26 protein-coding genes are annotated in these 25,293 nt (G+C 62.5%); 11 read left to right on the top strand and 15 right to left on the bottom strand.

From position 1 onward, the window contains the following. Positions 1–33: 33 nt before the first annotated feature. Genes Q0367_RS18855 through Q0367_RS18835 form a run of 5 tightly spaced genes read right to left on the bottom strand, consistent with a single transcriptional unit; the run spans position 34 to position 4,683 of the window. Positions 34–930 (bottom strand): sugar phosphate isomerase/epimerase, encoded by an 897-nt coding sequence (locus Q0367_RS18855; RefSeq protein ID WP_297629723.1) that lies wholly within the window; start codon positions 928–930, stop codon positions 34–36. Then, positions 927–1,790, bottom strand: a complete 864-nt coding sequence (locus tag Q0367_RS18850) for a carbohydrate ABC transporter permease (RefSeq protein ID WP_297629720.1) — start codon at positions 1,788–1,790, stop codon at positions 927–929. Before Q0367_RS18850 ends, Q0367_RS18855 begins: the two co-directional genes overlap by 4 nt. Then, positions 1,787–2,671 carry a carbohydrate ABC transporter permease gene (locus tag Q0367_RS18845; protein WP_297629717.1) on the bottom strand — a complete coding sequence of 295 codons (885 nt, stop codon included), beginning with the start codon at positions 2,669–2,671 and terminating at the stop codon, positions 1,787–1,789. The genes Q0367_RS18850 and Q0367_RS18845 overlap by 4 nt, the downstream gene beginning before the upstream one ends. Positions 2,672–2,679: 8 nt before the next feature. Beyond that, the gene (gene hxlB, locus Q0367_RS18840) at positions 2,680–3,246 is read right to left on the bottom strand and encodes a 6-phospho-3-hexuloisomerase (RefSeq protein ID WP_297629714.1); all 567 of its coding nucleotides are present in this window, start codon (positions 3,244–3,246) and stop codon (positions 2,680–2,682) included. Between the two features lie 12 nt (positions 3,247–3,258). Further along, positions 3,259–4,683 (bottom strand): sugar ABC transporter substrate-binding protein, encoded by a 1,425-nt coding sequence (locus Q0367_RS18835; RefSeq protein ID WP_297629711.1) that lies wholly within the window; start codon positions 4,681–4,683, stop codon positions 3,259–3,261. A gap of 348 nt (positions 4,684–5,031) precedes the next feature. On the opposite strand from Q0367_RS18835, the gene carA reads away from it, so the two are divergent. The 6 genes from carA (at position 5,032) to Q0367_RS18805 (ending at position 10,632) form a co-directional block, all read left to right on the top strand. Beyond that, positions 5,032–6,204, top strand: coding sequence for a glutamine-hydrolyzing carbamoyl-phosphate synthase small subunit (gene carA, locus Q0367_RS18830; RefSeq protein ID WP_297629708.1), 1,173 nt, complete (start codon positions 5,032–5,034; stop codon positions 6,202–6,204). Between the two features lie 14 nt (positions 6,205–6,218). Then, entirely contained in the window at positions 6,219–6,587 is a 369-nt protein-coding gene (locus Q0367_RS18825; protein ID WP_297629705.1) for a nucleotidyltransferase domain-containing protein, read from the top strand. Then, entirely contained in the window at positions 6,559–6,966 is a 408-nt protein-coding gene (locus tag Q0367_RS18820; protein ID WP_297629703.1) for a HEPN domain-containing protein, read from the top strand. Before Q0367_RS18825 ends, Q0367_RS18820 begins: the two co-directional genes overlap by 29 nt. Positions 6,967–7,086: 120 nt before the next feature. Beyond that, on the top strand, positions 7,087–8,604 hold the full coding sequence (locus Q0367_RS18815; RefSeq protein ID WP_297629700.1) for a trimethylamine methyltransferase family protein: 1,518 nt from the start codon (positions 7,087–7,089) through the stop codon (positions 8,602–8,604). A gap of 60 nt (positions 8,605–8,664) precedes the next feature. Next, a complete protein-coding gene (locus Q0367_RS18810) occupies positions 8,665–8,955 on the top strand; it encodes a 4a-hydroxytetrahydrobiopterin dehydratase (RefSeq protein ID WP_297629697.1) in 291 nt (96 codons plus the stop codon). 60 nt (positions 8,956–9,015) lie between these two features. Further along, positions 9,016–10,632, top strand: a complete 1,617-nt coding sequence (locus Q0367_RS18805) for a hydantoinase B/oxoprolinase family protein (RefSeq protein WP_297629694.1) — start codon at positions 9,016–9,018, stop codon at positions 10,630–10,632. A 32-nt stretch (positions 10,633–10,664) separates the two neighbouring features. Here the strand turns inward: Q0367_RS18805 and Q0367_RS18800 are convergent, their stop codons facing one another. Next, positions 10,665–11,987 (bottom strand): hypothetical protein, encoded by a 1,323-nt coding sequence (locus Q0367_RS18800; protein WP_297629692.1) that lies wholly within the window; start codon positions 11,985–11,987, stop codon positions 10,665–10,667. Positions 11,988–12,119: 132 nt separating this feature from the next. Continuing rightward, on the bottom strand, positions 12,120–13,034 hold the full coding sequence (locus tag Q0367_RS18795; protein ID WP_363325894.1) for a branched-chain amino acid transaminase: 915 nt from the start codon (positions 13,032–13,034) through the stop codon (positions 12,120–12,122). A gap of 276 nt (positions 13,035–13,310) precedes the next feature. On the opposite strand from Q0367_RS18795, the gene menC reads away from it, so the two are divergent. The 3 genes from menC (at position 13,311) to Q0367_RS18780 (ending at position 15,816) form a co-directional block, all read left to right on the top strand. After that, a complete protein-coding gene (gene menC / locus Q0367_RS18790) occupies positions 13,311–14,438 on the top strand; it encodes an o-succinylbenzoate synthase (protein ID WP_298984095.1) in 1,128 nt (375 codons plus the stop codon). An 81-nt stretch (positions 14,439–14,519) separates the two neighbouring features. Further along, positions 14,520–15,212: a 2'-5' RNA ligase family protein gene (locus Q0367_RS18785; protein ID WP_297629685.1), complete on the top strand. Its 693-nt coding sequence runs from the start codon at positions 14,520–14,522 to the stop codon at positions 15,210–15,212. Positions 15,213–15,261: 49 nt separating this feature from the next. After that, complete coding sequence (locus tag Q0367_RS18780) at positions 15,262–15,816, top strand: NUDIX domain-containing protein (RefSeq protein WP_297629682.1); 555 nt, start codon at positions 15,262–15,264, stop codon at positions 15,814–15,816. A 64-nt stretch (positions 15,817–15,880) separates the two neighbouring features. Here Q0367_RS18780 and Q0367_RS18775 read toward each other — a convergent pair whose 3' ends face one another. From Q0367_RS18775 to Q0367_RS18755, 5 genes are all read right to left on the bottom strand, one after another. Further along, complete coding sequence (locus Q0367_RS18775) at positions 15,881–16,345, bottom strand: DsrE/DsrF/DrsH-like family protein (protein ID WP_297629679.1); 465 nt, start codon at positions 16,343–16,345, stop codon at positions 15,881–15,883. A 122-nt stretch (positions 16,346–16,467) separates the two neighbouring features. After that, positions 16,468–16,776, bottom strand: coding sequence for a TusE/DsrC/DsvC family sulfur relay protein (locus tag Q0367_RS18770; protein ID WP_297629676.1), 309 nt, complete (start codon positions 16,774–16,776; stop codon positions 16,468–16,470). 110 nt (positions 16,777–16,886) lie between these two features. Further along, positions 16,887–17,636 (bottom strand): DUF1641 domain-containing protein, encoded by a 750-nt coding sequence (locus Q0367_RS18765; protein ID WP_297629669.1) that lies wholly within the window; start codon positions 17,634–17,636, stop codon positions 16,887–16,889. A gap of 43 nt (positions 17,637–17,679) precedes the next feature. Next, complete coding sequence (locus Q0367_RS18760) at positions 17,680–18,915, bottom strand: NAD(P)/FAD-dependent oxidoreductase (protein ID WP_297629665.1); 1,236 nt, start codon at positions 18,913–18,915, stop codon at positions 17,680–17,682. 66 nt (positions 18,916–18,981) lie between these two features. Beyond that, positions 18,982–19,740 (bottom strand): PocR ligand-binding domain-containing protein, encoded by a 759-nt coding sequence (locus Q0367_RS18755; RefSeq protein WP_297629662.1) that lies wholly within the window; start codon positions 19,738–19,740, stop codon positions 18,982–18,984. Between the two features lie 239 nt (positions 19,741–19,979). Between Q0367_RS18755 and yqeB the strand changes: the two genes are divergently transcribed. Both yqeB and cofE read left to right on the top strand, forming a co-directional pair. Then, a complete protein-coding gene (yqeB, locus tag Q0367_RS18750) occupies positions 19,980–20,816 on the top strand; it encodes a selenium-dependent molybdenum cofactor biosynthesis protein YqeB (RefSeq protein WP_297629659.1) in 837 nt (278 codons plus the stop codon). Further along, positions 20,813–21,580 (top strand): coenzyme F420-0:L-glutamate ligase, encoded by a 768-nt coding sequence (cofE, locus tag Q0367_RS18745; RefSeq protein WP_297629656.1) that lies wholly within the window; start codon positions 20,813–20,815, stop codon positions 21,578–21,580. Before yqeB ends, cofE begins: the two co-directional genes overlap by 4 nt. 45 nt (positions 21,581–21,625) lie before the next feature. Here the strand turns inward: cofE and Q0367_RS18740 are convergent, their stop codons facing one another. The 3 genes from Q0367_RS18740 to Q0367_RS18730 form a co-directional block, all read right to left on the bottom strand. Continuing rightward, entirely contained in the window at positions 21,626–23,578 is a 1,953-nt protein-coding gene (locus Q0367_RS18740; protein ID WP_297629652.1) for a DUF2207 domain-containing protein, read from the bottom strand. 319 nt (positions 23,579–23,897) lie between these two features. Then, positions 23,898–24,614 carry an SMC-Scp complex subunit ScpB gene (scpB, locus tag Q0367_RS18735; protein ID WP_297629649.1) on the bottom strand — a complete coding sequence of 239 codons (717 nt, stop codon included), beginning with the start codon at positions 24,612–24,614 and terminating at the stop codon, positions 23,898–23,900. Positions 24,615–24,621: 7 nt separating this feature from the next. Then, on the bottom strand, positions 24,622–25,176 hold the full coding sequence (locus Q0367_RS18730; protein ID WP_297629646.1) for a hypothetical protein: 555 nt from the start codon (positions 25,174–25,176) through the stop codon (positions 24,622–24,624). Positions 25,177–25,293 lie beyond the last annotated feature (117 nt).

Raw genomic sequence — 25,293 nt, 5'->3', positions numbered from 1 at the left:
ACGCCGTCGCGCCACTGGCGGCCCTGGTGCGCATCACCCGAGCAGCCTTCGGCAATGCTCAACCGACTGCGTGATGTTCTCCAGCAGCGCTGCGTCCGCCAGCTCGAAGGGATAGAAAACCTCCAGAAAGATCGGCCGATCGGTCAGGCGATGACGCCGCAGCGTCTGGGCAAAGGCGGCCACATCGAAGCAGCCGCGCGGGTCCGGCCACCCCCAGTGAGAGTCGCTCTGAAAATCGGTGTTCTGGAGGTGAAAGAGGCCGATGTGTTCGCCGAGCGCCTCCAACCAGGGGTCGAGCGCAGCGTCGGCGCCGTAGAGCGGCCGATAGAGGGCGTGGCCGACGTCAAGCACGTAGCGCACCGGCGTGGCCGTCTTGTCTTTCAGGTCGGCGAGCAGCTGCAGCGAGTCGTCGACCTGATGCGGAATTTCGCGCACAAGCGGCGTCGGCTCGATCAGCAGTTCTTGCAATCCAGCCGCCGCAGCCCACTCGCTGATGCTGCAGACGTCCTCCAGCAGCCGCGGATAGAGTCGGTCTCGTTCTTCGTTTTGGAAGCTGCGCACGCTCATGCCGCCGAGCGGGCCGCCGACCGCAGTGGCGCCCAGCTCCGCCGCCGTCTCGACGGCGCGGCGCCACCATTCCAGGCCGGTGCGATGGCCGGCCGGCTCTGGATGCAACAATCCGTTGTAGGTGTACGAGGCCAGCCCCACGAAGGCGCTGTGAATTGTGACGCCGGCGGCTTCAGCCGCGCGACGCGTCTTCTGCGCCAACAGGCGGCGATCCGCCTCCGGCCACCAGGGGTCGAGCAGGTCAAAGGTGAACTGCACAAGGCGTAGATCGAGCGTCTCCCGCACCAGCGCCGTCCACGCCTCCGGCTCCGGCCAGCGCTTGGTGGCGAAACCAAGGTTGACGCCGAATTGAAAGTTGCTCATTTGACGGCTCCCATCGTTAATCCGCGCACGAGGTTGCGCGAGACAAGCAGGGCAAAGATCAACACGGGCAGGACGATCAGCGTGCCGGTCGCCATCATCGGCCCCCAGCGAATGCCGAAGCCGGTCATGAAGTTGGCGGCCTCCACCGGCGCCGTGCGCGCCTCGGCGCGCGTCAGCACCAGCGCAAACATCAGCTCGTTCCAACTGGCGATGAAGGCGAGGATCGCCGAGACGACGATGCCCGGCATGGCCAGCGGCAGATTGATGCGGAAGAAGACCTGCCAGAGGTTGGCGCCGTCCACCGTGGCCGCCTCATCGACCTCGCGCGGCACGGCGCGGAATTGGTCAACGCACAGCCACACCACCAGCGGGATGCCGAAGGTCAGGTAGACCAGGATCAGGGCGATGTGCTTGTCGAGGAGGCGCAGGTCGCGCGCGATCAGGAAAAAGGGCAGCGCCACGACGATCGGCGAGATGAAGCGGTTGGTGATGATCCAGAACCACAGGTCGGCCTTGCCGCGGAATTGAAAGCGGGCCAGCACGTAGGCCGCAGGCGCGCCGATCAATACGGAAAGCAGCGTCGCCGACGTCGCCACGATCAGGCTGTTGACCAGACTCTTGGCGACCGACCCCTCCTCGTAGACGATGCGGAAATGCTCGAACGTCGGCTGAAAGAGCAGCACCGGCGGCACGGCGAAGGTGTCGGCGGTCGTTTTCAGCGCGGTGGTGACCATCCAGTAGACCGGCAACAGAAAAGCCACGATCAACAGCAGCGCCACGGCGCCCTGCCAGAGATGGGTGAACAGATGGCGGTTGAAGCGCGTGCGTCTGACGCTGCGCGCCTGTGGAGCAACGCTCATGCTTCCACCTCCCGGTAAAACAGGCGGATATAGCCGCGCGCAAGCACGATGCAGAGGATCAGCAACAGGATCGCCTGCGCCGAGGCCACGCCCATGTCGAAGATGCGAAACCCGACGCGCTGGATGTAGACGCTCACCAGCTCGGTGGAAACGCCTGGCCCCCCGCGCGTCAAGACAAAGACCATGTCGAAGAGTTTGAGGATGTCCGCCGTGCGCAGAATCAGCACTGCGGTCAACCCCGGCAGCAGATACGGCGCCTGCACATGCCAGAAGAGATTCCAGCCGCCGCCGGCGTCGAGCTTGCCGGACTCCAACACCTCCTGGGAGATGAGCGACAGCCCGGAGATCATCACCAGCGCAACGAAGGGCGTCCACTGCCAGATGTCCACCAGCGCAATCGTCACCATCGCCGGCAGCGGCTCGCCCAGCCAGGAGACCGGCGGAACACCGACCAGGCTCAACAGGTAGTTGATGAAGCCAAAATCGCGGTTGAACAGGAGCCGGCCCACCAACCCCACGACGGTCGGCGTGATGGCGATCGGGATGACGAGCAATACGCGCATGAGGAAGGAGAGCGCCTTCCAGCGCATGCCGTCGATGAAGAGCGCGATCAACACGCCGAATACAATCTGCGCAGGCACGGTCAACACGAAAAACTGAGCGGTGCGCCCGAGCGACTGCCAGAAAAGCGCGTCGTTGAAGACGGCGACGTAGTTCTGAAAACCGACGTAGTCGGTTCCCAGATAGAGTTTGGTCAATTGGTATTGGCGAAAGCTGACGTCCAGCGCAAAGAGCAAAGGATAGATGCCGACCGCCAGCAGAATGATGACGGCCGGCGCAATCAGCGCTACAGCAGGCCAGTTAACTCTTGATTTCGACATGGGTTCGCCTATTCCAGATTCGTGTGACGGCTCCGCATCTCCTCTGGGGTCTGACCGGTCTTCTCGCGCAACAGGATGGAGATCAGATCGAAGAAGATCAACTGCGCCGCTTCGTACAGGCTGCCCATCGGCAGGATGCTGCTCGGCGCCGTCTGGTCGTTCGCCATGGTCTGTGCAGGCAGATGGATGACGACGTCCGCCTGTTGCGCCGCCTTGCCCTGCGGCTGCGCTGTGACGACCATCGTGCGGCTGCCGCTCTCCTGCGCCACGCCCATCAGCGCCAGCACGGTGGAGAAGGCCCCCGGCCCGGCGCTGACGATCAACAGGTCGCCTGGACCGATCGGCGGCGTCGTCATGTCGCCGACAACGTGGGCGTCGAGGCCCAAATGCATCAGTCGCATGCAGAGCGCCTTCATCATCAACCCCTCGCGTCCGACGCCGTAACAGGCGATGCGCCGGGCGCGCAGGATTTCGTCGCACATGCGCTCGGCGTCGTCGGAGGAGAGGGCGGCCAGCACCGCCCCCACCTCACGGATCGCCTGCGCAGCCATTGCATGAAAGTCTGCGCCGCTCATACATCGTTTCCCTTACTGCAACTTGGGCTTCTGACCGGAATAGTAGCCGGCCTGATCCAGAATCTGGCGAATCTGATCGTTCAACAATTTGGCGCCGTCCTCGACCGAAATGCTGCCCAGCATCATCTCCGTGCCGGTCTGCGCGATCAGCTCAGAGATGGCCGGCCATTCGGGGAAGCGCGGGCGGAAGACCGGGTTGCCGTACTCCTTCCAGGAGATGACCAGCGGCTCGAAGTACGGATACTGCGCCTGCAGCTCCGGGTCCTCGTAGGCGCTCATGCGGCCGGAGACGCCGCCGGCGCGGATGTAATCCTTGGCCTTGGCTTCCGAGGTGATCCACTGGATGAAGAGCCAGGTCGCCGCCTGCTTTTCGGGCGAGCTGTTGGCGCTGACGCCCAGCGAGAAGCCGCCCAGCGCAGGCCGCGGCCCCACCGGACCGGCCGGCTCCACCGCATAGTCGATGCAGTCAACGATGCGAGAGGTCTGCGGGTCGGTGAAATAGGCGTTGAAGGCGCTCCACTCGGTGATCATGGCGACGTTGCCCTGCGCCAGCCCCTGCACCGTCTCGTCGTGATCCCACTCGACGATGTCCGGCGGCATGTACTTCATCAGGTCCTGCCGGAAGCGGAGGCCGGCGAGGGAGCCTTCCGAAGTCAGGTTCGGCTCAAAATTTTCATCCAACAACGAACCGCCGAAGGGCCAGATCATGCGCATGAACGAGTCCGCCGACTGCGTCTCGCCGCGCCGCGACTGCAACGCGAAGGCGTACTTGCCGTCCTTTGTCAACGCCGGGCCGTAGACATCCTTCAGCTCCATCCAGGTCTGCGGCGGGCCGTCGAAGCCGGCCTCCTCCAACATGCAACGGTTATAGAAGAGCACGCCGGAATAGTTGTCGAAGGGCAGACCGTAGATCACATTGTCCCACGTGCCGAAGGATTCTAGCAAGATGGGGAAGAAGCCCGCCAGGTTGAGCTCCGGGTCGGCCAGCGCCGGATCGTTGTAGAAGCGCTCCAGAGGCACCACCCAGCCGGAGGCCGCAAACTCGCCGATCCACACGACGTCGATCAGGATGCAGTCGTAGTTGCCGGTCATGCCCGTGAAGTCCAGCACCTGCTTCTCGCGGCTGTTCTCATAGGGCATGATCTCCCAGTTGACGTCGATGCCGGTGATCTGCTCGAATTCAGGCAGCAGCTCGATCGCAGCGCGGTATCCTGGACGATCCAAAAAGACGCAGTTGATCGAGACGCCCTTGTACGGCTCAGCGGCTTTGGCGAGCGTCCATTCTCCCTCCATCGCCGGCGCCGCAGCAGGCGCAGCCGGCTGTTGCGCCGGCGCCGCAGACGGGGCGGCCTGCGGGCCGCAAGCGGCGAGGACAACGGCGAAGATGAGCAACAGGCTCACCCAAGCGCCAATGCGGTGAAAACGAGATGTTTGCATGGGTCACTCCTTCTGCTTGCTAAACAACGGAATATTTGCACAATTGTTCTCAATGCTGGACACTTGTTCATGTTAGCAAGATTTGCAGCCGTTGTCAAGATGTTTTTGCACGTTTTTTCCTGATCTAGAAAATATGTGCATATTCGATCTGGATGTTCTTGGCGCTTGCGACCTTGTGTTTTTTGTCAAGCGGAAAACTCTGCGAGGCTTTGTGTAGGCTTTCATCTTTGTTGCGCTTCACTATAAAATAAGAGGGCGTCCGCCGCATGGGAGGCGGATGCACGGTGCTCGAGATTGTTTTGAGACGAATCGAAGAATTGAAGGCAGTTTGAAGAGGGCGAAAAACACGTGAAGGCGCTACTGGTTTTAGAGGATGGCTCCATCTACGAGGGCGAGGCGTTTGGCGCGGCGAAGACTGTCGTCGGCGAGGTAGTTTTCAACACCAGCCTGACCGGCTATCAGGAGATCATCACCGACCCCTCCTATCGAGGGCAGATGGTGTGCATGACGCTGGCGCACGTCGGCAACACCGGCGTCAACGCCGAGGACGTCGAGAGCGACCAGCCGCAGGTGACGGCTTTCATCGTGCGCGAGGTGAGTCCGGTGGTCTCGAACTGGCGCGCCAACGCCACATTGCACGAATATCTGGCGCGACATGGCATTCCAGGCATCAGTGAGGTGGACACGCGCGCGCTGACGCGGCGCATTCGCGAGAAAGGCGTCATGCACGCTGCGCTGTGCACCGATGGCTCCCACAGCGCAGAGGCGTTGTTGGAGCTGGCGCGCGCGTGGGAAGGGTTGGACGGTCGCGATCTCGTGCAGGAGGTGACTTGCGCCGAGCCATACAACTGGGTGGACGGCACGCGCAGCGAGTGGACGCCGGTGCCTGCGGGGCGCAATCTGGGTTCAGCTGCTGCCCAAAAGGCCGTAAGTGCGGCCGACGACGAAACGAAACCCCTGGTGGTGGCCTATGATTTCGGCGTCAAGCAGAACATCCTGCGCCGGTTGACCAGCCACGGCCTGCGCGTGACCGTGGTGCCGGCCTCGACGCCCGCCAGCGAGGTGTTGGCGATGCAGCCCGACGGCATCTTTCTCAGCAACGGCCCCGGCGATCCCGCCGGCGTGCCCTATGCCGCCGCCGCCGTGCGCGAGCTGCTGGAGACGGGCATTCCCACCTTCGGCATCTGCCTTGGTCACCAGATCATCGGGCTGGCGTTGGGCGCGCGCACCTATAAGCTTAAGTTTGGCCACCATGGCGGCAACCAGCCGGTCAGCGACATCGACGCCACCAACGTCCAGATCACGGCGCAAAATCACAACTATGCGGTCGATGAGGAAACGCTGCCCCCCAACGCCGTCGTCACCCATCGCAACCTCAACGACGGCACGGTGGAAGGGCTGCGCCTGACCGACCGCCCGGTCTTTTGCGTCCAATATCATCCGGAGGCCAGCCCAGGGCCGCATGACGCCGACCTGCTCTTCGCCCGCTTCGCCGAGATGGTGAAGCAGCATCGCAAATAGACGCTTTCCAAATCATGACGCAGCCTGGAGACCTCGCCGCCCGCCGCGCCGCCTATGCTGCAGCCTTGCAGGAGGCGCTGCAGCGCATTCTGACGCAGTTGCGCCGAATGCCGGAAGTGGAGCGCGTGATCCTCTTCGGTTCCTACGCGGCGGGACGCAAGGACCTCTTCACCGACCTCGACCTGCTGGTGGTGATGGAGTCTTCAGAGGATTTTCTGACGAGGATGGCCAGACTGCGGCGAGATTTGAACGTCGGCGTAGACCTTGATCTGTTGGTCTACACGCCGGAAGAGTTCACACAGATGCAGGACCGAGGGTTTCTGCGACAGATTTTGGCGACCGGACAGGTGCTTTATGAGAGAGAGCGGGCGGCGGGAGGCTGAGCGATGGCTCGCCCAGGCTGCAGTGGACTTACGCTGGGCCGATCATCTCGCGCGTGAAGGCGCCTGGCATCTGGCCTGCTTTCTCTCCCAACAGGTGGCGGAGAAGGCGCTCAAAGCCTTCCTGTATGCGCAGGGTGAAGAGATTGTGCTTGGACATTCGGTGGAGCGCCTTTGCGCCGCTGCCGCTCACTATGAGCCTGCCTTTGCAGAAAAGGCGCTGCGTTGGAGCTTGCCGGACAGCTATTATATTCCCACGCGCTATCCAAACGGGCTGCCCGGCGGCATCCCTGCCGAGGTCTTCACCAACGACGCCGCGCAAGGCGCCGTTGCGTTGGCGCAGGAAGCCGTCGCTGTGAAAAACTTGCTCGAAGCAGGTTGAACAAAATCGCCTGACTCACATTTGGGCGAATCATGCGCACCGCCTTCTTCCAGATGGCGCCGAGCTTCCAGGAAGACGAATGCAAAAGATTGAAATGGCTGCACGCCAGGGGGTGAGATCATGCTGCGTCCTCGACTTGATGTGGCTGAACCGGCGTTGATCGACCGCATCATCGACGAAGCGCGCACCATCCTCGCCGAGGTCGGCATGGAGATTCGCGGGCCTGCGCTGCGCAACCGCCTGCTCGAAGCCGGGTTGCCCGCCACGCCCGCCGGTCGCATCCTCTTCCCAGCCGATGTCATCGACCGCGCGCTGGCGAGCGCGCCTTCGTCTTTCGTCCTCTACGACCGCGACGGCCGTCCCCACGCCGAGATCGGCGGCGACCATACGCACTTCACGCCCGGTTCCAGCGGGTTGAAGGTGCAGGATCATCGCACCGGCTTCGTGCGCGAGGCGACCACCGCCGACTTTGTGGAGTACGTGCGGCTGTGCGACGGCCTGGAGCACATTCGCTATCTCGCCACCGCCTTTTCCACGGGCGGCGACATCGAAGCCAACGTCTCCGACGCGTGGCGGCTCTATCTCTGCCTGCTCCACTCCAAACGGCCGGTCGTCTCCGGCGCCTTCACCGAACACGGCGTGCCGCGCATGGCGGAGATGATGCAGCTCTTCCGCCGCGACCGCAACGACCTGAGCGCCCGGCCGATGTCGATCTTCACCATCACGGCCACAGGCAACTTCCGTTACAGCGAGGACTCCTGCCAGAACCTTATCGACTGCGTGGAGGCGGGCATTCCGGTGGAGATCGTGCCGGTGACGTTGATGGGGCTGACGGCGCCGGTGACGCTGGTGGGCGCAGCGGTCTTTCACACGGTGGACACGCTGGCCGGCGTGGTGATGAGCCAGATCCTTCGTCCAGGTGCGGCGGTGCTCTACGGCGGCGCACCGGCCGAGTTCCATATGCGCGAGACGACCTCGCCCATGCTGGGCGTCAAGGCGCTGCATCTCGACGCCATCAACGCCCAGGTGGGGAGACGGCTGGGTCTGCCGGTGCAGGCGTATATGGCGTTGAGCGACGCCAAAGAGCTGGACGCCCAGGCGGGCGCCGAGACCTTCGGCAGCGCCCTCCTGGCTGCGCTGGCCGGCGTCAACTCGGTCTCCGGGCCTGGGATGCTGGACTTCGTGCTCGTCTTCAGCCTGCCCAAGCTGGTCTTCGACAACGAGGTGTGCGGGCAGGTCTTGCAACTGGTGCAGCCGCTGCAGGTGATCGAAGACCTGCCCACGCGTCCGCTGGTCGATGCGCAGCTCGCCGAGGCGCATATGATCACGGCCGAGCACACGCTGAAGCACTGGGAACGCTCCCTGTATTTGCCTGGCCCGGTCTACGACCGCAAGAATCGGGAAGGGTGGGAGCGCGCCGGGGCGAAGACCCTCTGGCAGCGCGCCGTCGAAGAGGTGGAGCGTCGTCTGGCCGCCTATCGACCGGTGGAGACTGACCCGCACATTGTCGCCGAGATGGAGCGCATCATCCGCAGCGGCATGAGCGCCGACGCGCCGCTGCCGGCGATTCCCGATGTGGCCGACCGCCCTGGAATTGAAGGGGGCGACAGTCGACGGCAGCGACGTTTCCGTCGGTGACTTCAACCCCCTTTTTCTGCCTCTGGAGCGTCGCCTTTTTAGAAAGGAGAAGTTCATTCTATGTCCAAAGCCAATGCACTTTCCGACGCGCAGCTTCAGGCTGCGCTTGCAGAACTGCCTGGATGGGAGGTCGTCAACGGCAAGCTGCACAAGACCTTCAAATTCGCCGACTTCACCGCCGCCTTTGGTTTTATGACCAAAGTCGCCATTGAGGCCAACACCATGAACCACCACCCCGAATGGTGCAACGTGTGGAACCGCGTGACGATCGACCTTGTCACCCATGAAGCCGGCAATCGCATCAGCGACCTCGATGTGGCGCTCGCCAAGAAGATCGAGAGTCTGGTGTGAGATAGATGCAACGCAAAGCCGCAAAGACGCAGCGACGCAAAAAAACAGCAAGAGAATGCCATGGATCCGGTCACGCTTCAGCTCTATCACCATCGCTTCGCCGGCGTCGCCGAAGAGATGGGCGTCACGCTGCGACGCACGGCGTATTCGCCCAACATCAAGGAGCGGCTCGATTTCTCCTGCGCCATTTTCGACGGGCGGGGGAATCTCGTGGCGCAGGCGGCGCACATCCCGGCGCATCTCGGCGCCATGCCGGCCAGCGTGCGCACGATCCTTGATCGTTTCCCGACCTGGCAAGACGGCGACGTCGTCATCGTCAACGATCCGTTCGAGGGCGGCAATCACCTGCCGGACATTACGATGATCGCACCGGTGTTCGTCGACGGAGAGGCGCAGCCCCCAACGCCCGTCTTTTTTGTCGCCAGCCGCGCCCATCACGCCGACGTGGGCGGCATGACGCCCGGCTCGTTGCCGCTCTCCACCGAGATTTTTCAGGAAGGCATCATCATTCCGCCGCTGAAGCTTTATCACGGCGGCGCGCTCAATGAGGATGTGTTGCGCCTGATTCTGCGCAACGTGCGCACGCCGGATGAACGCCGCGGCGACCTGGCGGCGCAGCGCGCTGCGGCGGCTGTCGGCATCCGTCGCCTGCGCGAGCTTGCAGCCCGGCATGGGTTGGAGGAGGCGCTTGCCTACGCAGACCATCTGCAACGCTACAGCGAGCGCATCACGCGCGCCGCCATTGCCCGCTGGCCCGACGGCGCCTACGCCTTCGAGGACGTGATCGAGCTGATCGAGGAAGATCGCCTGACGTTGACGCCGATCCGGGTGACTGCAACCATTGCCGGAGACGAGATCACTTTCGATTTCACCGGCACGGCGCCGGTAGTGCATGGTTCGCTGAACGCCGTCATCGCGATCACGCAGTCGGCCTGTTACTACGTCATTCGCTGTCTGTTGGATGAAGAGCTGCCGATGAACGCCGGCTGCTTTGCGCCGGTGCACGTGGTGGCGCCCTACAATTCACTTGTCAACGCCGGGCCGCCGGCGGCGGTGGCCGCCGGCAACGTCGAGACCTCGCAGCGCATTACGGACGTGGTGCTCGGCGCCCTGGCGCAGGCGCTGCCGGATCGGATTCCCGCCGCCAGCCAGGGCACGATGAACAACTTGACCATCGGCGGCCTGCGCGAGGATGGACGGCCCTTCGCCTACTATGAAACCATCGGCGGCGGCATGGGCGCCGGCCCCGAGGGAGACGGGGTGAGCGGCGTGCAGGTGCACATGACCAACACCCTCAACACGCCAGTGGAGGCGCTGGAGATGGCGTACCCGTTGCGCGTGCGGCGCTATGGCCTGCGTGCGGGCAGCGGCGGCGAAGGAGCGCATCGCGGCGGGGACGGCATCGTGCGCGAGTATGAGTTTCTGGCGCCTGTCACCGTCACGATGATCAGCGAGCGCCGCGCCGTTGCGCCCTGGGGACTTGCCGGCGGCGAAGCGGGCGCGCCGGGTCGCAACCTGCTCCTATCGCGCAACGGCGACGAAGTCGCCTTGCCTTCTAAATTCACGCGTCGGCTTGAGCCGGGCGATCGCCTGCGCATTGAGACGCCCGGCGGCGGCGGGTGGGGCGCTCGCAGTGCAAAAATCGTTGCGCCCTTGGAATTGAGCGCCAAGCCTTAACTGCGCCGATCCCCCTCCAATCACAATTCGCCCTAACGGAACAGCCAGGGCGTTGCGAACACAACGAAGAGCGCCCAGACGGCGTAGACCGGCATCCCTGCAGCGAAGGTGGCCTGCATCTCACGCGCCCAGGTCGAAAGGTTCGCTCGCCTTTGGTGGAGCAGAAGTCGAACCAGGATGCCAACGTTGATCACGTTCCAGCCGATGATTGTCAACCGGTTGAGCGTAATTCCGCCTTCCCACGTGCGATACCCAATCGCCGCCAGCGCATACAGGCTGACCACGATGGCGAGCGCTGCAACCGCAACCAGGCCGCGTCGGAGCCAAACGCGTAGCGCGGGCGCCAATTGCTCAGGCTGGATCGGCGTCGCCCCCACCAACAGCGCAATGACGGCGAAGAGCATGGCGTTGTAGACGATCAGCACATCGCGGTTTTGGAAAGGCTCCCAAAAACGAAAAGGAATGAAGCCAAGATAGATGACGAGCACCACCAGTGTGAGCGGCAGCAGCGCGCGCATCAGCGCTGCGATCACTCTGCTCAGCCCATCCTCGAATGACTGTGCAGAGGGCGCAATATTTGCGTCGTAGATGAGCGTCGTCGCCAACACGGGAATCAGGCCGGCGCCACCGAAGATCAACAGGCGCATGACGACGTCGGACAGGGTGATGGAGAGCGCCTCGAACAGCCCGACCGTAATCGCAACGAAGACGCCGCCGGCGATAGCGAACAATCCCGCTGTGATGAAAATTTCCAGCGATTTGATCAGAAACGCAAAACGATTCAACGGAGCGCTGCGTCCATGCAACACGAAGAGGCCGACCGAGGCCCACGCCAGCAGCGCCAGGTGAGGGATCATCTGCTCAAGGTAGTGGCGTTGCAGCGCAACGTCTCCGATGAACGCGTACGCCCACAGCGGATAGGCGGCCACTGCTGCCGCAGCGACGCCTAAGCCGGTCGCCCTCCAAGGCTGTCCGGCGCCGCTCCTTGACAACAACGCAAGCACAGAGATGGCGCTGATGGGCGCCCAGACAAGCAACACCAGCGGAAGATAGTCGCTCCCTTCCACTTGCACCATGAATCGCTCGGAAGAAAGCCACCAGAGGACCAACCCGTTGACCACAGCAAGTGCAACGGCGGCAAGCCACGGAACGACTCGTCGCGCCGGACGCGCAAGCTCATAGGCCAATCGATAATGCCAGGCTCCGTAGAGCAAATGATTCGGCGTTGCCGCATAGGCGTCTTCTAATGCGCGGATGAACGCCTCGCGTTCTCCTTGTTGCACCGCGCTGCGATAAGTCTGCTCAAGCAGCTCAGGATCGGCGTGTGCAGCGCGAATGCGGTCCAGATACGACATTGCTTCCCCTCCTTCGTCCGATACGCCGGTCGTATTGATTTCCAGTAGTCCAACGATGGGAGGCGTCGGAGAGGTTCCGGGAAGGGAAAAGGCGACAGCCCCTGTCCAAGCGACTGTCGCCTGGCAAGCGGGTCACTCGATCGGCGTCAGCCAGTTGTAGGTGTCGGGCAGCTCGCCCTCGACGATGCCGAAGAAACGCGCCTGAATGCGCTCCGTGATCGGCCCGCGTTTGCCGTCGCCAACAGGCATGCGATCCACCGAACGCACCGGCGTAATCTCCGCCGCCGTGCCGGTGAAGAAAATTTCATCCGCCATGTAGAGCATCTCACGCGGGATGGTCGCCTCGACGACCGTGTAGCCTAATTCTGCGGCGATCTTCATGGCGCAGTCGCGCGTGATGCCGCCGAGGATGCTGTTGGACAGGGGCGGAGTGTAGATTTTGCCCTTCACGATCACGAAGATGTTCTCGCCGCTGCCTTCGGAGACGTAGCCGTTGATGTCGAGCGCAATGCCCTCGGCGAAGCCGTTGTCGCGCGCTTCCATGACAATGTTTTGGCTGTTGACGTACTGGCCGCCGATCTTGGCGAGCGCGTTGAGAGTGTCCGGCGCCATGCGTCGCCAGGAGCTGACCTGCACATCCACGCCCTGCTCCAGCCCTTCTTTGCCCAGATAGGCGCCCCACGGCACCGACGCCACCACCGCCTCCACCGGACAGCCGCGACCGTCGACGCCAAGCGTGTTGTAGCCGCGGAAGAGCAACGGGCGCACGTAAGCGCTGCGCTGATTGTTGGCGCGCACGACATCCTTGGTGGCCTGCATATAATCGTCGATCGTATAGGGCGAAGGGATGCGCGCCACCTTGGCGCTGTAGAGCAACCGTTCATAGTGCTCGCGGCCGCGGAAGATGGCCGGCCCCTTGGTCGTCTCGTAGACGCGAATGCCCTCGAAGACGCTGCTGCCGTAGTGCAGCGCATGCGTGAAAACGTGCACTTTCGCCTCATCCCACGGGATGATCTTGCCGTTCATCCAGATGTAATCCGCGCGCATGGCCATAAGAAATGCTCCTTGAGTTGTTTGGATTTCGCAGGAATGTTCGCAAATTTGCAAAAGAAATTATGCGCATTATAGTCGCGCTGACTGTCTTCTGTCATGTTGGCGGGGCGCTGCGTCTGGCTTTCATCGATTCCTCCTTGTGTGCAGGGTGAAGAGAGCCCTTGCGCGCCCACCGTGGCGATTCGCTCCAACTGAGTAAAATTTGTACAATTGCGAGTTGCCAAAACTATTTTTATAAATTTCACCAAGCTTCCTGGAAGAAGGTAAATCATGCGCATTGAACGCATCGAGCTTCGGAAAATTTTTCTCCCCTATGTCTCCGTCTTTGAAACAAGCGGATGGCGCGAACAGGGCAGCCACGCCATCATCGTCCGCATCGAAGCGGAAGGCCTCGTCGCCTGGGGGGAATCGCCGGTGGGCGAAAATCCCTTTTACAATGAGGAAAACCAAAAGACAGCCTGGATCATCATGCAGGATTATCTGGTGCCGATCTTGCTCCAAACCGAGCTTGCCAGCCCCTGGGACGTGACGCCGGCCTTTGCGCGCATCCGCGGCAACCGCATGGCCAAGGCCGGGTTGGAGTTTGCGGTGTGGGACCTGTTTGCGCGCCGCGAAGGCCGTAGCCTGGCCAGCCTGCTCGGCGGCGTGCGCGAGCGCGTGGAGGTCGGCGTCAGCGTCGGCATCCAGAAAGATATTCCAACGCTGCTCAAGGTCGTCGAAGGGTACCTCAACGAGGGCTACACGCGCATCAAACTTAAAATCAAGCCGGGCTGGGACGTCGAGCCGACGCGCGCGGTGCGCGAGACCTGGCCGAACCTGCGTCTGCAGGTGGACGCCAACAGCATCTATCGCCTGGAGGACGCCGCTCACCTCGCCGAACTCGACCGCTTTAACCTGTTGTTGATCGAGCAGCCGCTGGCGCATGACGATATTTTCGACCACGCCAAACTCAAGCCGCAGCTCAAGACGCCGCTCTGCCTGGATGAAAGCATCGTTTCGCCGGACCATGCGCGCTGGGCGATCGAGATGAAGGCGTGCGACGTCATCAACATCAAGCCGAGCCGCATCGGCGGCCTGGGCGACGCCAAGCGCATCCACGACATGGCGCAGGCTGCAGGCATTCCGGTCTGGCACGGCGGAATGTTGGAGACGGGCATCGGCCGCGCCATCAACGTGGCGCTGGCGAGTTTGCCCAATTTCACCCTGCCCGGAGACATCAGCGCCAACGACCGCTATTTCAAACGCGACATCGTCAGGAATCGGTTCACGCTGAATCCGGACAGCACCCTCACCGTGCCGACGGGCGTCGGACATGGAGCGATCGTGGACGAAGATTATCTGGACGATGTGACGACGGAACGGTGGGAATTGGCTCTAACGTCGAGAAACGCTCCATGAAACTGAAAGTCGATGAGCAAGCCGGCGCTCTTTCTCTAGAGGACGGGAACCATCCGCCGGTGACAACGATTGGGAATCGAAATGGCTCTTGAGATCGCTCCCATTTACGATGCGCTCTGGCGACAGGCTATGGCGCACTACGCCGAAGGTCGCGTGGAAATCGATCCCTATCTTGCCGAGCCGCAGAACGACCGTCGGCTCGGCGTGACGGTGATCGCGCGTCCGTCTCCGGAGGTGAGAGAGCGCCTGATGACGTTCATCCGCCGCATGGTCGAGGTCGAGCCGGAGCAATATTTCTATCGAGCGACGGATCTGCATGTGACGATTCTGTCGCTCTTTACGGCCACGGAGCGGTGGGAGCCGCACTTCGCCCGGTTGAGCGACTATCTGGACGCCTGTGCAGAAGTGTTGTCTCAGGCGGAGCGTTTTACAGTGGAGTTCCGCGGCGTCACAGCCGCGCCGGGCGCAATTCTCTGCCAGGGGTTTCCCTGCAACGAGGCTCTGAACGCGTTGCGAGATCGATTGCGAGAAGCGCTGCATCGCCGCAATTTGGGCCAGGGCCTGGATGTGCGCTATCGCCTCGTCACCGCCCACATGACGTTGATGCGCTTTCAGCGTCCTCCTTCCGCCTTGCCGCTCCTGATCGACCTCCTTCAGGCGCATCGCGATGTCCATTTTGGACAGACGACTTTTGCATCGCTGCAGGTCGTCAAAAACGACTGGTGCATGAGAACCGAAAAGGTGGAGGCGCTGGCGGAGCATCGCCTGCTATGAAAATCGGTGCAACGCAGAGTGGAAAGGCGCAGAGAAAAAAGGTGAGTGCATGAACGTTGCTGAACAAGGCGCAAGGGAGTCGAGCGCGCGCCATCTCGTCGTTCCGCGCGTGCTGGTCTTTCTGACCTCCGTCAATCCGGAAAGCGGCGCGCGCGAGGTGTTGTTGCTGAAAGGCGCGCCGACCAAACGACTATGGGCGAACAAATACAACGGATTGGGCGGCCACGTCGAGCCGACGGAGGATGTCTACGCCGCCGCAGTGCGAGAAGTCTGGGAAGAAGCGGGCCTTGAAGTCAAGGCGTTGTCGCTGCGGGGCGTCGTCACCATCGACGCCGGCTTCGATGAGTTTGGAAGACGCCCCGGCATCCTCATGTTCGTCTTTGTAGGCGAAACGACCGAGCGCACCTTTTGGCCGTCCGCAGAGGGAACGTTGACCTGGGTGGCCGTAGATGCGCTCGCCGATTATCCATTGGTCGATGATCTGTTTGAACTGTTGCCGCGGGCGCTGGAAGGCCCCTTTTTCTTCGGCCATTACGCTCCCCTGCCCGACGGAACCCTGCGCTACGCGTTTCAATCTTCCGGCGTCAATCCTTCTCCCTCCTGAGAAGAGGAGCCTTGCTTCGGAGGTCTGACTTGCTTTCCAAAGCGCTCAGGCCTCCGCGATAAGCTCAGATGAAGAGCAACTGCGCGCCTTCCGCTTTCTCGAGGAACTCCATGGCGCCGATGATGTCATCGACCTCGTCGACCAGATCCTCGCGCTTCAGGTGCATCATCTCGGCGGCCATCTTGCAGGCGTAGATGCCGCAGCCGGCGTCGTGCACCATCTGCAGGAACTCGCGCACAGGGGGAATGTCCAGCTTCTCGAGCTCCCGCTTCATCATTGCCGTCGCCATGTCGGTCATGCCGGGCAGGCCGCCGACGAACTGCGGCATGTGCATGGCCGGGTTGCCCACCGGCGTCACCTTCAGGTGATCGACCTTGTCCTTGGTGATGATGTCCATGCCCCAGAAGGTGAAAAAGAGATCGGCCTCGATGCCCATCATGCGGGCGGCGTTGGCGAGAATCAGGCCGGGATAGGCCATGTCCAGGCTGCCCTTGGAGCAGATGATCGCTAGTTTGCGTTCTCCAGACATAATCGCTCTCCTTGCGTTGAATCCAGTTGCGAAAAATTCAGTTCATGCCGGGCGTTGAGAGGCGAGGGGGCCGGGTCTGCCATCGCCGCCGCCCCCCGGCCTTGCTCAACGCTCCCCCTCTCTTAAATGCATCCCTTCGGCTTGGGGTAGCCTGCGCAGCGCGCAATCTTGCGCGCCGGCCCCTTCGGGAAGAGCTCGTACAGCTCCTTGGTGTCCACGCCCGAGCGCTTGCTGATGGCGCGCAACGAAGGGAACTCGCCGGTGCGCGCCGCCTCTTCGCGCACCCAGTTGATCACTTTCCAGTGGCGCTCGGTCAACGGCGCAATGCCCTCTTCCTCCGCCATCGCTTCGGCGATTTCGGGCGTCCACTGATTCGGATCCGTCAGGAAGCCTTCGGCGTCCAGGGAGACATTCAATTCTTTCGTCGCCATAGTACAACCATCCTTTCATCAATTCACTGGTTTGAAACGCATGCTCTTTATCTCGTGTTGCGTATGGCGTGGTGCGCACCTTTACGAAACACGCGCCACGCACTACACTCTTACCCTTTCGGCGATTGCGCCGAAACTCGGCGCAGCGTCTCCAACGTAATGGCGAGGCCGCGGCGCACTTCTGGATCGCGCATCTTCCGGAGCAGCGCCAGGTAACCGATGTCCAGTTTGCCTGCCCGCGCTTCTGCCTCGGCCTCGTGGAAGCCTTGCGTCAGGTTGTTCAGCAGCGTCATCATCTGCGGCTGCGTCAACGCCTTGACGGTGTTGAGGATCAGCACGATGTTGTCGCCGAGCTGTTTGACATCCTCCTCGCTGAACGAGGTGACAATTTGATCGATGACGTAGAAACTCTGACGTGCAAAGCCAAAGTAGCCCTTCCGCTCCAGCTCGGCCAGGCGATCCGTGGCCTCGGTCACCATCTCTTTGGTCAACGGCGAAGCGTCCTTGACGAAGTCGTGGGCGCTCTCCAACAGGTCGAGCATTTCGTTGAGTGTGCGCGTGTTGCGCGCCAACCGCTTGACCAGCTCCAGAATGTCGTCGAGCGTGACGAACTGCTGCATCTCGCTGAGCTGCTCCTCCGTTGCGGCGTACATGTCGTTGAGCACCGGCTTCAGATCCGCAAAGAGGTCATCCCACATCTGCTGACGTCGTCGCTCCGCCTCGGCCCGCTCCATCAGGTAGTTGACCTGAGCGCCCAACACGCCGATGCTCTGCGCCAACAGGTCGAGCTTTTGATTGATCTCGGCCAGTTGTTCGCTGCGCGCCGCCGGCCGGTCTGCATCCATAACCACTGTGCTCATCGCTGCCTCCTTGTTGCGTGATGATGCATTGTGAGCGCCTGCATCAACGTTGCCACTTGCCGGCCATGCTCATCTGCGCCGGGATAGGCATCTCCCGTCCCTTCAGCAGAATGTGCCAGTAAACCCAGCGGAACATCATCTTGCCCCAGTGGTTGATGCGCGACTCGCGCAACAGGCTGAAGGGACCGATGCCGGGCATCGGGAACATGCCGGGCAGCGGCTCGACGTCGTAGTTGAAGTCGATCAGGAATCCTTTGCCGTGCCCTGACTCGATGAAGCAGTTGGCGTGGCCGTCGAAGGTGGGCAACAGCTCCAACCCATCGATGTAGCGCAGGAAATTCTCGATGAAGACATCCACCTGGAAGTGCGCCACGGAGCCTGCCTTGGAGCTGGGCAGGTTGGTGGCGTCGCCCAGCACGAAGATGTTGTCGTAGTCGCGCGCTTTGAGCGTGTGCTTATCGGTCGGCACAAAGTTCAAATCGTCGCCCATGCCGGAGCGTGCAATCACCTCCGACCCCATGTTGGTGGGGATGGAGACCAGCAGGTCGAATTCGACGCGTTGGTCGTCGTAGGAGACGATCGCCTTCTTGTCTACATCGACGCTGGCGATGTTGAAGTCGGTGATCAGCTGGATGTTCTTCTGTTCGAGCAGGTCGCCGAGCTGTTGGCTGGCGATCGGCTTGGTGAAGGCGCCCGAAAGCGGCGTCGCATAGACGATTTCGACGCGATCGCGCATGCCGCGATCGTGAAAATAAGCGTCGGCCAGGAAGAGGAACTCCAGCGGCGCCACCGGGCACTTGATCGGCATCTCCGCCACGTTGACCACCAGGCGGCCGCCCTGCCATGTGCGCAGGAAGCGATGCAGCGCCACCGCGCCATCCGGCGTGTAGAAGTCGAAGATCGACTTGCGCCATTCGTCTTCCATCAAACCGGGCGTTTCCTCCGGCGCAATGCGCGAGCCGGTAGCGATGATCAGATAATCGTAGCGCAAGGTGCGATTTTCTTTGACCAGGTGCACCAGATTTTTCTCCGGCTCGATCAGGCGCACCTCGGAGATGATCACTTCCACCTCCCGCGGCAGGAAGTCGCGCTTCGGGCGCATTACGTCCGCCTTGCCGTAAGTTCCGAACGGGATGAACAGAAATCCCGGCTGGTAGTAGTGAATCTCGTCCTGATCCACGACCGTGATATGCCACTCGTTCATATCCAGCTCATGCACCAGTCGGTTGGCGACCATTGTGCCGGCGGTGCCGCCGCCAAGAATCAACAGACGTTTCATATTAAACTCCTTTGATTGACGTTTCTTATCAGCTACAGGCGTTTTACCCGCACTTTCAAGTCCTCACTAGATTTGGGTCAATTCTGCGATGGTGCGCAGTTTCGAGAACAACAGGTTGCGCTCGGTCATAATGTGAGCGATGATGTCGGCGATGCGCTGCAGGTAGGTCAACACCTGCTGTTTCTGCAGCTCGTTCAGCACGAAGGCCGCCGCCATCGCCCTCCGCACCTCCTCCTCAGAGGCGTCCAGATACTCGGCCAACCGGGCAATCTCCGTTGCGCTCGGCGGCCACGGCTGGGGCGCGACGCCGCTGACGACCAGCATCGCCTTCAGCTCGCTGCCTACGCGGATCAGCCCCCGCGCGTGCAGCAGGCCGAGATGGCTGCGGCTGAAGCTGGGCTGCAGGTCCGGCATCTGGGCCAACGCCGCCCACTCCTGCCGACACCGCTGGCGTGCAGTGGGTGAACGCTCGGCCAGTGCAAAGAGGGGGCACGCATGGCTCGGCGCCGTCACCGGCTCGCCCTGCAGGTCGGTGATCACGAGCATGACGCCCAGCAGGTCGGCGAAAACGTCCTGGATGCGCTGCACGCAATCGACCGGAATCAGGTGGCGCAGGTCGGAAGCGGCGGTCGTCGTCCGCTCATGCACCGTGGCGCCGACGGGGCTCTGCGTCTTCAGCCACCCTTCGATGGAGCGTCGCGGGAAACGCCACTGATTGCCGACCTTCACCGCAGGGATGCGCCCATCGTCCGCCATCCGGTAGATCGTCGTGCGGTCGACGTGCAAAATCTCTTGGAGTTGCCGGGTCGTCAGAAATTCGGTCATGTTTTCTTTGACTCCATCTGAAGATGCATTCACTGCATTCGATGCATTCAGTCAGATTCGCTGCATTCAGTCACACTTAGAGCATAGCGTGCATTGGCGTGCAGGTGAGGTGACAGGTGTCCTGAGAAGTTTGGGACATTTTTCACAAGTTGATCACAAGGTGCAGGTCTTTCCATTTTTTATCTTCTGGAATTCGTCGTCGCTTCCCGACGGCGATGCATCTGCGGTAGAATTTCGCCATGAGAAGCGATTTTCCTCTGGTTGTGATCCGCGGGGCCGGCGATCTGGCCAGCGGCGTCGCCGTCCGTCTGCATCGCAGCGGCTTTCCGGTGGTGATGACCGAAATCGAACGGCCGCTGGCGGTGCGTCGCACCGTGGCCTTTGCGCAGGCTGTGTTCGACGGCGTCTGCCGGGTGGAGGAGGTGACCGGCCGGCGCTGCCTCATCGGGGAGGCGCCGGCGGTGATCGCCCAGGACGAAATTGCGGTCGTCGTCGATCCGCATGGCGAGACGATCCGCCGCCTGCGGCCGCCTGTCGTCGTCGACGCCATCATGGCGAAGCGCAACACCGGAACTCGACGGGAGGATGCCCCGCTTGTGGTGGCGTTAGGTCCGGGCTTCACGGCGGGCGTCGACTGTCACGCCGTGATCGAGACCGACCGCGGCCACAATCTGGGTCGGGTGATCTGGCAGGGGAGCGCGGCGCCGGACACGGGGGAGCCGGGCGAACTGCCAGGCGTCGGGCGCCGCGCCTCGCGCGTCTTGCGCGCGCCCGCCGCAGGCCATGTCATCGGCCGTTATACCATTGGAGAGCGCGTTGCGGAAGGCGCTGAGCTGGCCGTCGTGAGGGATGAGACGGGTGCAGAGCATCCCATCCTGGCGCCGTTTTCCGGGGTGCTGCGCGGGTTGATGCATCCTGACGTCTTTGTCCACGCCGGCATGAAGATCGGCGACCTCGACCCGCGCGCCGAGGTCGCCTATTGTTTCACCGTCTCCGACAAATCGCTCGCCATCGGCGGGGGTGCGCTGGAGGCGATCCTGATGTGGCTGGCGCAACAACGAAAAGGGAAGCCATGACCTCCATGCATCTGTTCACCGTCGCGGGGCTGCCGTCGATCCGCCCCGGCGACGACTTGGCGGCGCTGATCGTCGATCGCCTGGCGGCGATGGGCGAGTCGCTGCAACCGGGCGACATTCTCGTCATTGCGCAGAAGATCGTCAGCAAGGCGGAGGGCCGGCTGGTGCGTCTGGCGGACGTGCAGCCGGGGCCGCTGGCGCTCGAATATGCGGCCATCGTCGGCAAGGATCCGCGCGTCGTCCAGGTGGTGCTGGACGACAGCAAGGAGGTTCTGCGCGTGCGTCGCGGTCTGTTGGTGGTGGAGCAGCGCAGCGGCTGGGTCTGCGCCAATGCCGGCGTCGACCGCAGCAACATCCAGCCGGATGATGAAAGTGATTGGGTTGCGCTGCTTCCCGCCGACGCTGACGCCAGCGCCGAGGCGATTCGCAGTCGCCTGGCCGAGCTGAGCGGCGTAGCCCCCGGCGTCATCATCAACGACAGCCACGGTCGCGCCTGGCGCATCGGCACGGTCGGCGTCGCCATCGGCTGCGCCGGCCTGCCGCCGGTGTGGAACCAGCGCGGCCTGCGCGATCTCTTCGGTTATGAGCTGGTCTCCAGCGAGGAGTGCATTGTCGATGAACTGGCCGCCGCCGCCAGCCTGTTGATGGGGCAGAGCAACGAGGGGCGCCCGGTCGTGGTGATCCGGGGGTATGCGCCTCCGCCGCTCCCTCCGGCGCCTGCGTGCACCATCCAGCGGCCGAAAGCTCTGGACGCCTTTCGGTGATGGGGGCGTGACGAACACGCCCCCATCACCGAGCCAGGTCATACGCTATCGGAAGCCGCCGCCTCCACCGCCGCCGCCACCGCCTCCGAATGAGCCGCCGCCGCTCCAGCCGCCTCCGCCGCTGGAGCTGCTCGGTCGGCTGGTGAACGTGGCGCTGGTGCTGGAGAGCAGCGCTCCCAGGCCTGCGCTCATGGAGGCTAAGCTGGCGCCCATCCCGCGTGAGGCCTCGCTGAGTCCGCCGCCCAAGCCGCCTGCAGGCGAACCGGTCTCGCCGCCACCGCCGACTCCCCCGCCGCCCAGGATGACGACTGGGCGGGGCGGTCGCGGCCCATAGGCGTCGGGGTGGTGGGGCTGTGGCGCCGGGATGTACCAGCCGGGCGCCGGCGCGTTGACGGCCTCGAACTTGCGAATGTACGCCTTATCGACGCCGAAGGCGATGGCGTAAGGCAGCCAGCGATCCCAAATTTCTTTCTGCGCCTCGACGTCGGTGTATTTTTCAAGGTTCTGCAGATACTCTTTGAACGCCTTCCAGCGCGCGGCGGCTTCGGCGCCTGCATCGGTCTTGCGCGGCATGAAGCGCGCTGCAATCAGCAGCGAGATCGCAACGGCGAAGAGGCCGATGCCCGGACAGAGCGCCGCCGGGGTCAAATCAATCAACCAGATTATCAGCAAGAACGAGAGGCCGATCGCCGCCGCCATCGCAACGCCGCCCAGACATCCGAACTGCGTGCGCACGCTTTCGGGGTTGGAGCGATAGTAGCCGCGTTCAACCAACGCCTCGTACATGGCAGTTTTGATCTTGGGGATGTCTTTGTAAAACTTGTTCTTCAGTTCAGAGAGTTTTCGCTCGTTCTTTGTCCCAAAGATAGCGTCCACCAGCTTTTGCTCAAAAGGCGCCAACGGCGCATCTTTTTGCTCCAGCCGATAGATGAAATCCGTCCCCATGCGGAAAAAGCCGGTTTCTTTGACTTCGGTGATGCTGATCACCCCGCGTCGCGCCAGATCAACGATGGTGGCGACGATGTCCTGCATGTCGGCGCTTTCATCGAGCAGGACGCCGGCCAGCCCCGGCTGCAGGTCATCGGGCGGCTCCGGCAGATAGTCGGCGATACGCGCCACCGGCTTGTCGCGGCCGTAGTTGTACCACATCAGATAGACCAGCGCCGGCCCGCCCAACAGCAACACCAGCGTGAATACACCGAGGATGACGGTCGCCACCGGCCCCCACCGATCGCGGAAAGCCTGCTCCGCCTCTAGCCGCGCGGCCTCGGCGTCGGCGTCGGCCTGCCAGGCAGGCGCCGAACCGGCCACGACGCCGTGCGTGAACTGCACGCGCACCTCCAGCTCTTCACCGGCGCTCAGCGTGCGCTGCGTCGTAAAGACGATGGCGCGATCGTCGTCCAGCCGCTCCACCGTCACTGCCTCGCGGGCGTCGCCGCCATTGATGTAGGCGGCCCATTCGTCGATGGTGGCCGGAGCAGGAACGAAGACGCGCACGCGCGATTCCAACACCGGAAACTGGCGATCGCCGAAGACCGCTTTCCACCAGAGCTGCTCGCCGCCAGGATAGTAGCGCAGCCCTTCGTGCACTCGATAGCGCAGCGTGAAAGTCTGCGTTCGGTCGGTCGGTGGAAAGAACCAGCGCAGCATGTAGCGGCTGCCCAGCTCGTCGACGATGAAGGTGTACGGAAGTTCGCCGCCGGAAGATTGCATGTAGACGTTGCCGTCGGCGTCGGTCACAGACCAGTTCGAGAGGTAACCGAAGTTGCGTCTGGGAATTTCCCGGTATCCCTCTCGAAACGTCCCGCCGATGAAGCGAATGCGCTGATGCTCGGCTACGTCGAAGGAGCCGTCTTCGTTGACCTGAATGTCCACGTCGAACCGTTCCCAGACGATGCTCTTCTCGGCGGCGCTGGCCGGCGAGGTTGGCGCAACAAACCAAATGCTGAACAGAAGCGCCGTCAACAGCAGCCAAATCCAGCGATACTGGGCGCGCATCTTGTCTTCCCTCCAAGGGTCTATTTGTATAGCAATCTTGCGGACAATTCAATACCAACTGTCAATTCCAGCCAGCTTTCCTGAGAGTTGTATTCTATGAGAAAACTTCACCGAACTATGGAACTTCTATTTACGCGATCTTGATGCGCTCTCTTCTCCTTTAACAAAGAGTGTACCACCGATCGCATTGACTTACATTGTACCAACAAAGAAGCTGACACCCAATCATTTGACCGATGGCCGTCTGGCGGAGAACAACTGTGCCGGTGGCTTTGGGAAAGCGCAAGGCAATTCCAGGAGGACAAGCGGAAAGCGCCGCTCACGACGTCGACGCGCTTCTCTGCATCGCTGCGATGGCGGCGTCGATCTGTTCAGCTTCTTGGGGCTCTAGCGGAGGAAGCTCTTGCAGGCTGGTCAGGCCAAAATGCTGCAGAAAGAGGTCGGTCACGCCATAGCGAACCGGGCGGCCGGGCGCATCGAGACGGTCGATTTCTTCGATCAACCCTCGCTGCAGCAGCGAACGCAGCACGCCGGAGCAATCCACCCCGCGCACGGCTTCGATCTGGGCGCGCGTGACCGGCTGGCGGTAAGCGATGATGGCCAGCGTCTCTAGCGCAGGCGCGCTCAGGCGGGTCGTTGCATCCAGGTTGAGAAATGTTTCGATCAGCTCCCCCGCCTCAGGCGCGGTCACCATCTGGAAGCGCCCATTGCGTTCGGCGATGCGCAGGCCGCGACGCTGCGCACGGTGCATTTCCCCCAATGCGCGCAAATGACGTTCCACGACCTCGACCGGCGCGTTGACGACGCGCGCCAGCTGCGCCGCCTCGACCGGCGCATCGGCGACGAAGAGCAGGCTTTCCAGCGCGCTCAACAGCGGCAATGCGACGTCGCCGACGCGCACGAGCAGCTCCCCGCTTTCGCTCTCTGCGGTGAGGATGCGCTCCGCTGTCCTGGCGGCGATGTCCAGCGCCGGCTGCAACGCTTCCTGCGACTGCAGCCGCGCGGCGGCCTGAATTTCCACACTCCCTGTTTCCATCTCCACGCTACTCTGTCTCGAACGGCGCGCAGCGGATGTGCACGTCAAGCTTGCCCAGGCGCAGCCCCATGTCTTGCTCGACGATGGCGCGCGTCGCTTCGACCACCTCGTCGGTCTTCATGGGGATGTCGACGTCGGGCGCCGTTTCGATCTCCAGACGGATGTCGACGGCGTTGCCGCGCGGCCGCACCGAAGGCGCCACGGTGATCACGTCGGCAAGGCCATCGAGGCTCCATTGCAGCCTGCGCGCCACGCTCAGGGTGTCCAGCTCAGCGACGCCTCCATCGGGCGTGCGGATGCGCACCCCGCGCCTGCGCAGCGTCATCACTTCAAAGAAGAGCAATGAGCCCAGGATCAGGAGGGCGCCGACGCCGACCGCCGCCTGCCCGACGATGAAATAGACCGGATTCTCCATTTGCACGGCGGTGAGCCAGGCCGCCAGCTCGCTCAGGCCGCGCTGCAGCCAGGCGATGATCTCCAAAGGGGCGATGGCGGCGGCCCAAATCGCCAGCAGCAGCGTCAGCCAGAGCAGAGTGGCGACGAGTCGGTTCAATGCATTCATGTCGATAGCCCTTTCGGTTTCTCCGACCCCAGGCCGGATTATATCGCGCCTCGAACGCCGCGTCGAAGCGGCGATCCTCGCACGGCGTTGGCGGCTGAGCGCTGACGGTTGCAAAAC

The organism is uncultured Caldilinea sp., from assembly GCF_937128415.1.
GTDB lineage: Bacteria > Chloroflexota > Anaerolineae > Caldilineales > Caldilineaceae > Caldilinea.
Note: the sequence above shows the minus strand (reverse complement) of the source record. Positions and strands in the feature narration are given on the sequence as shown.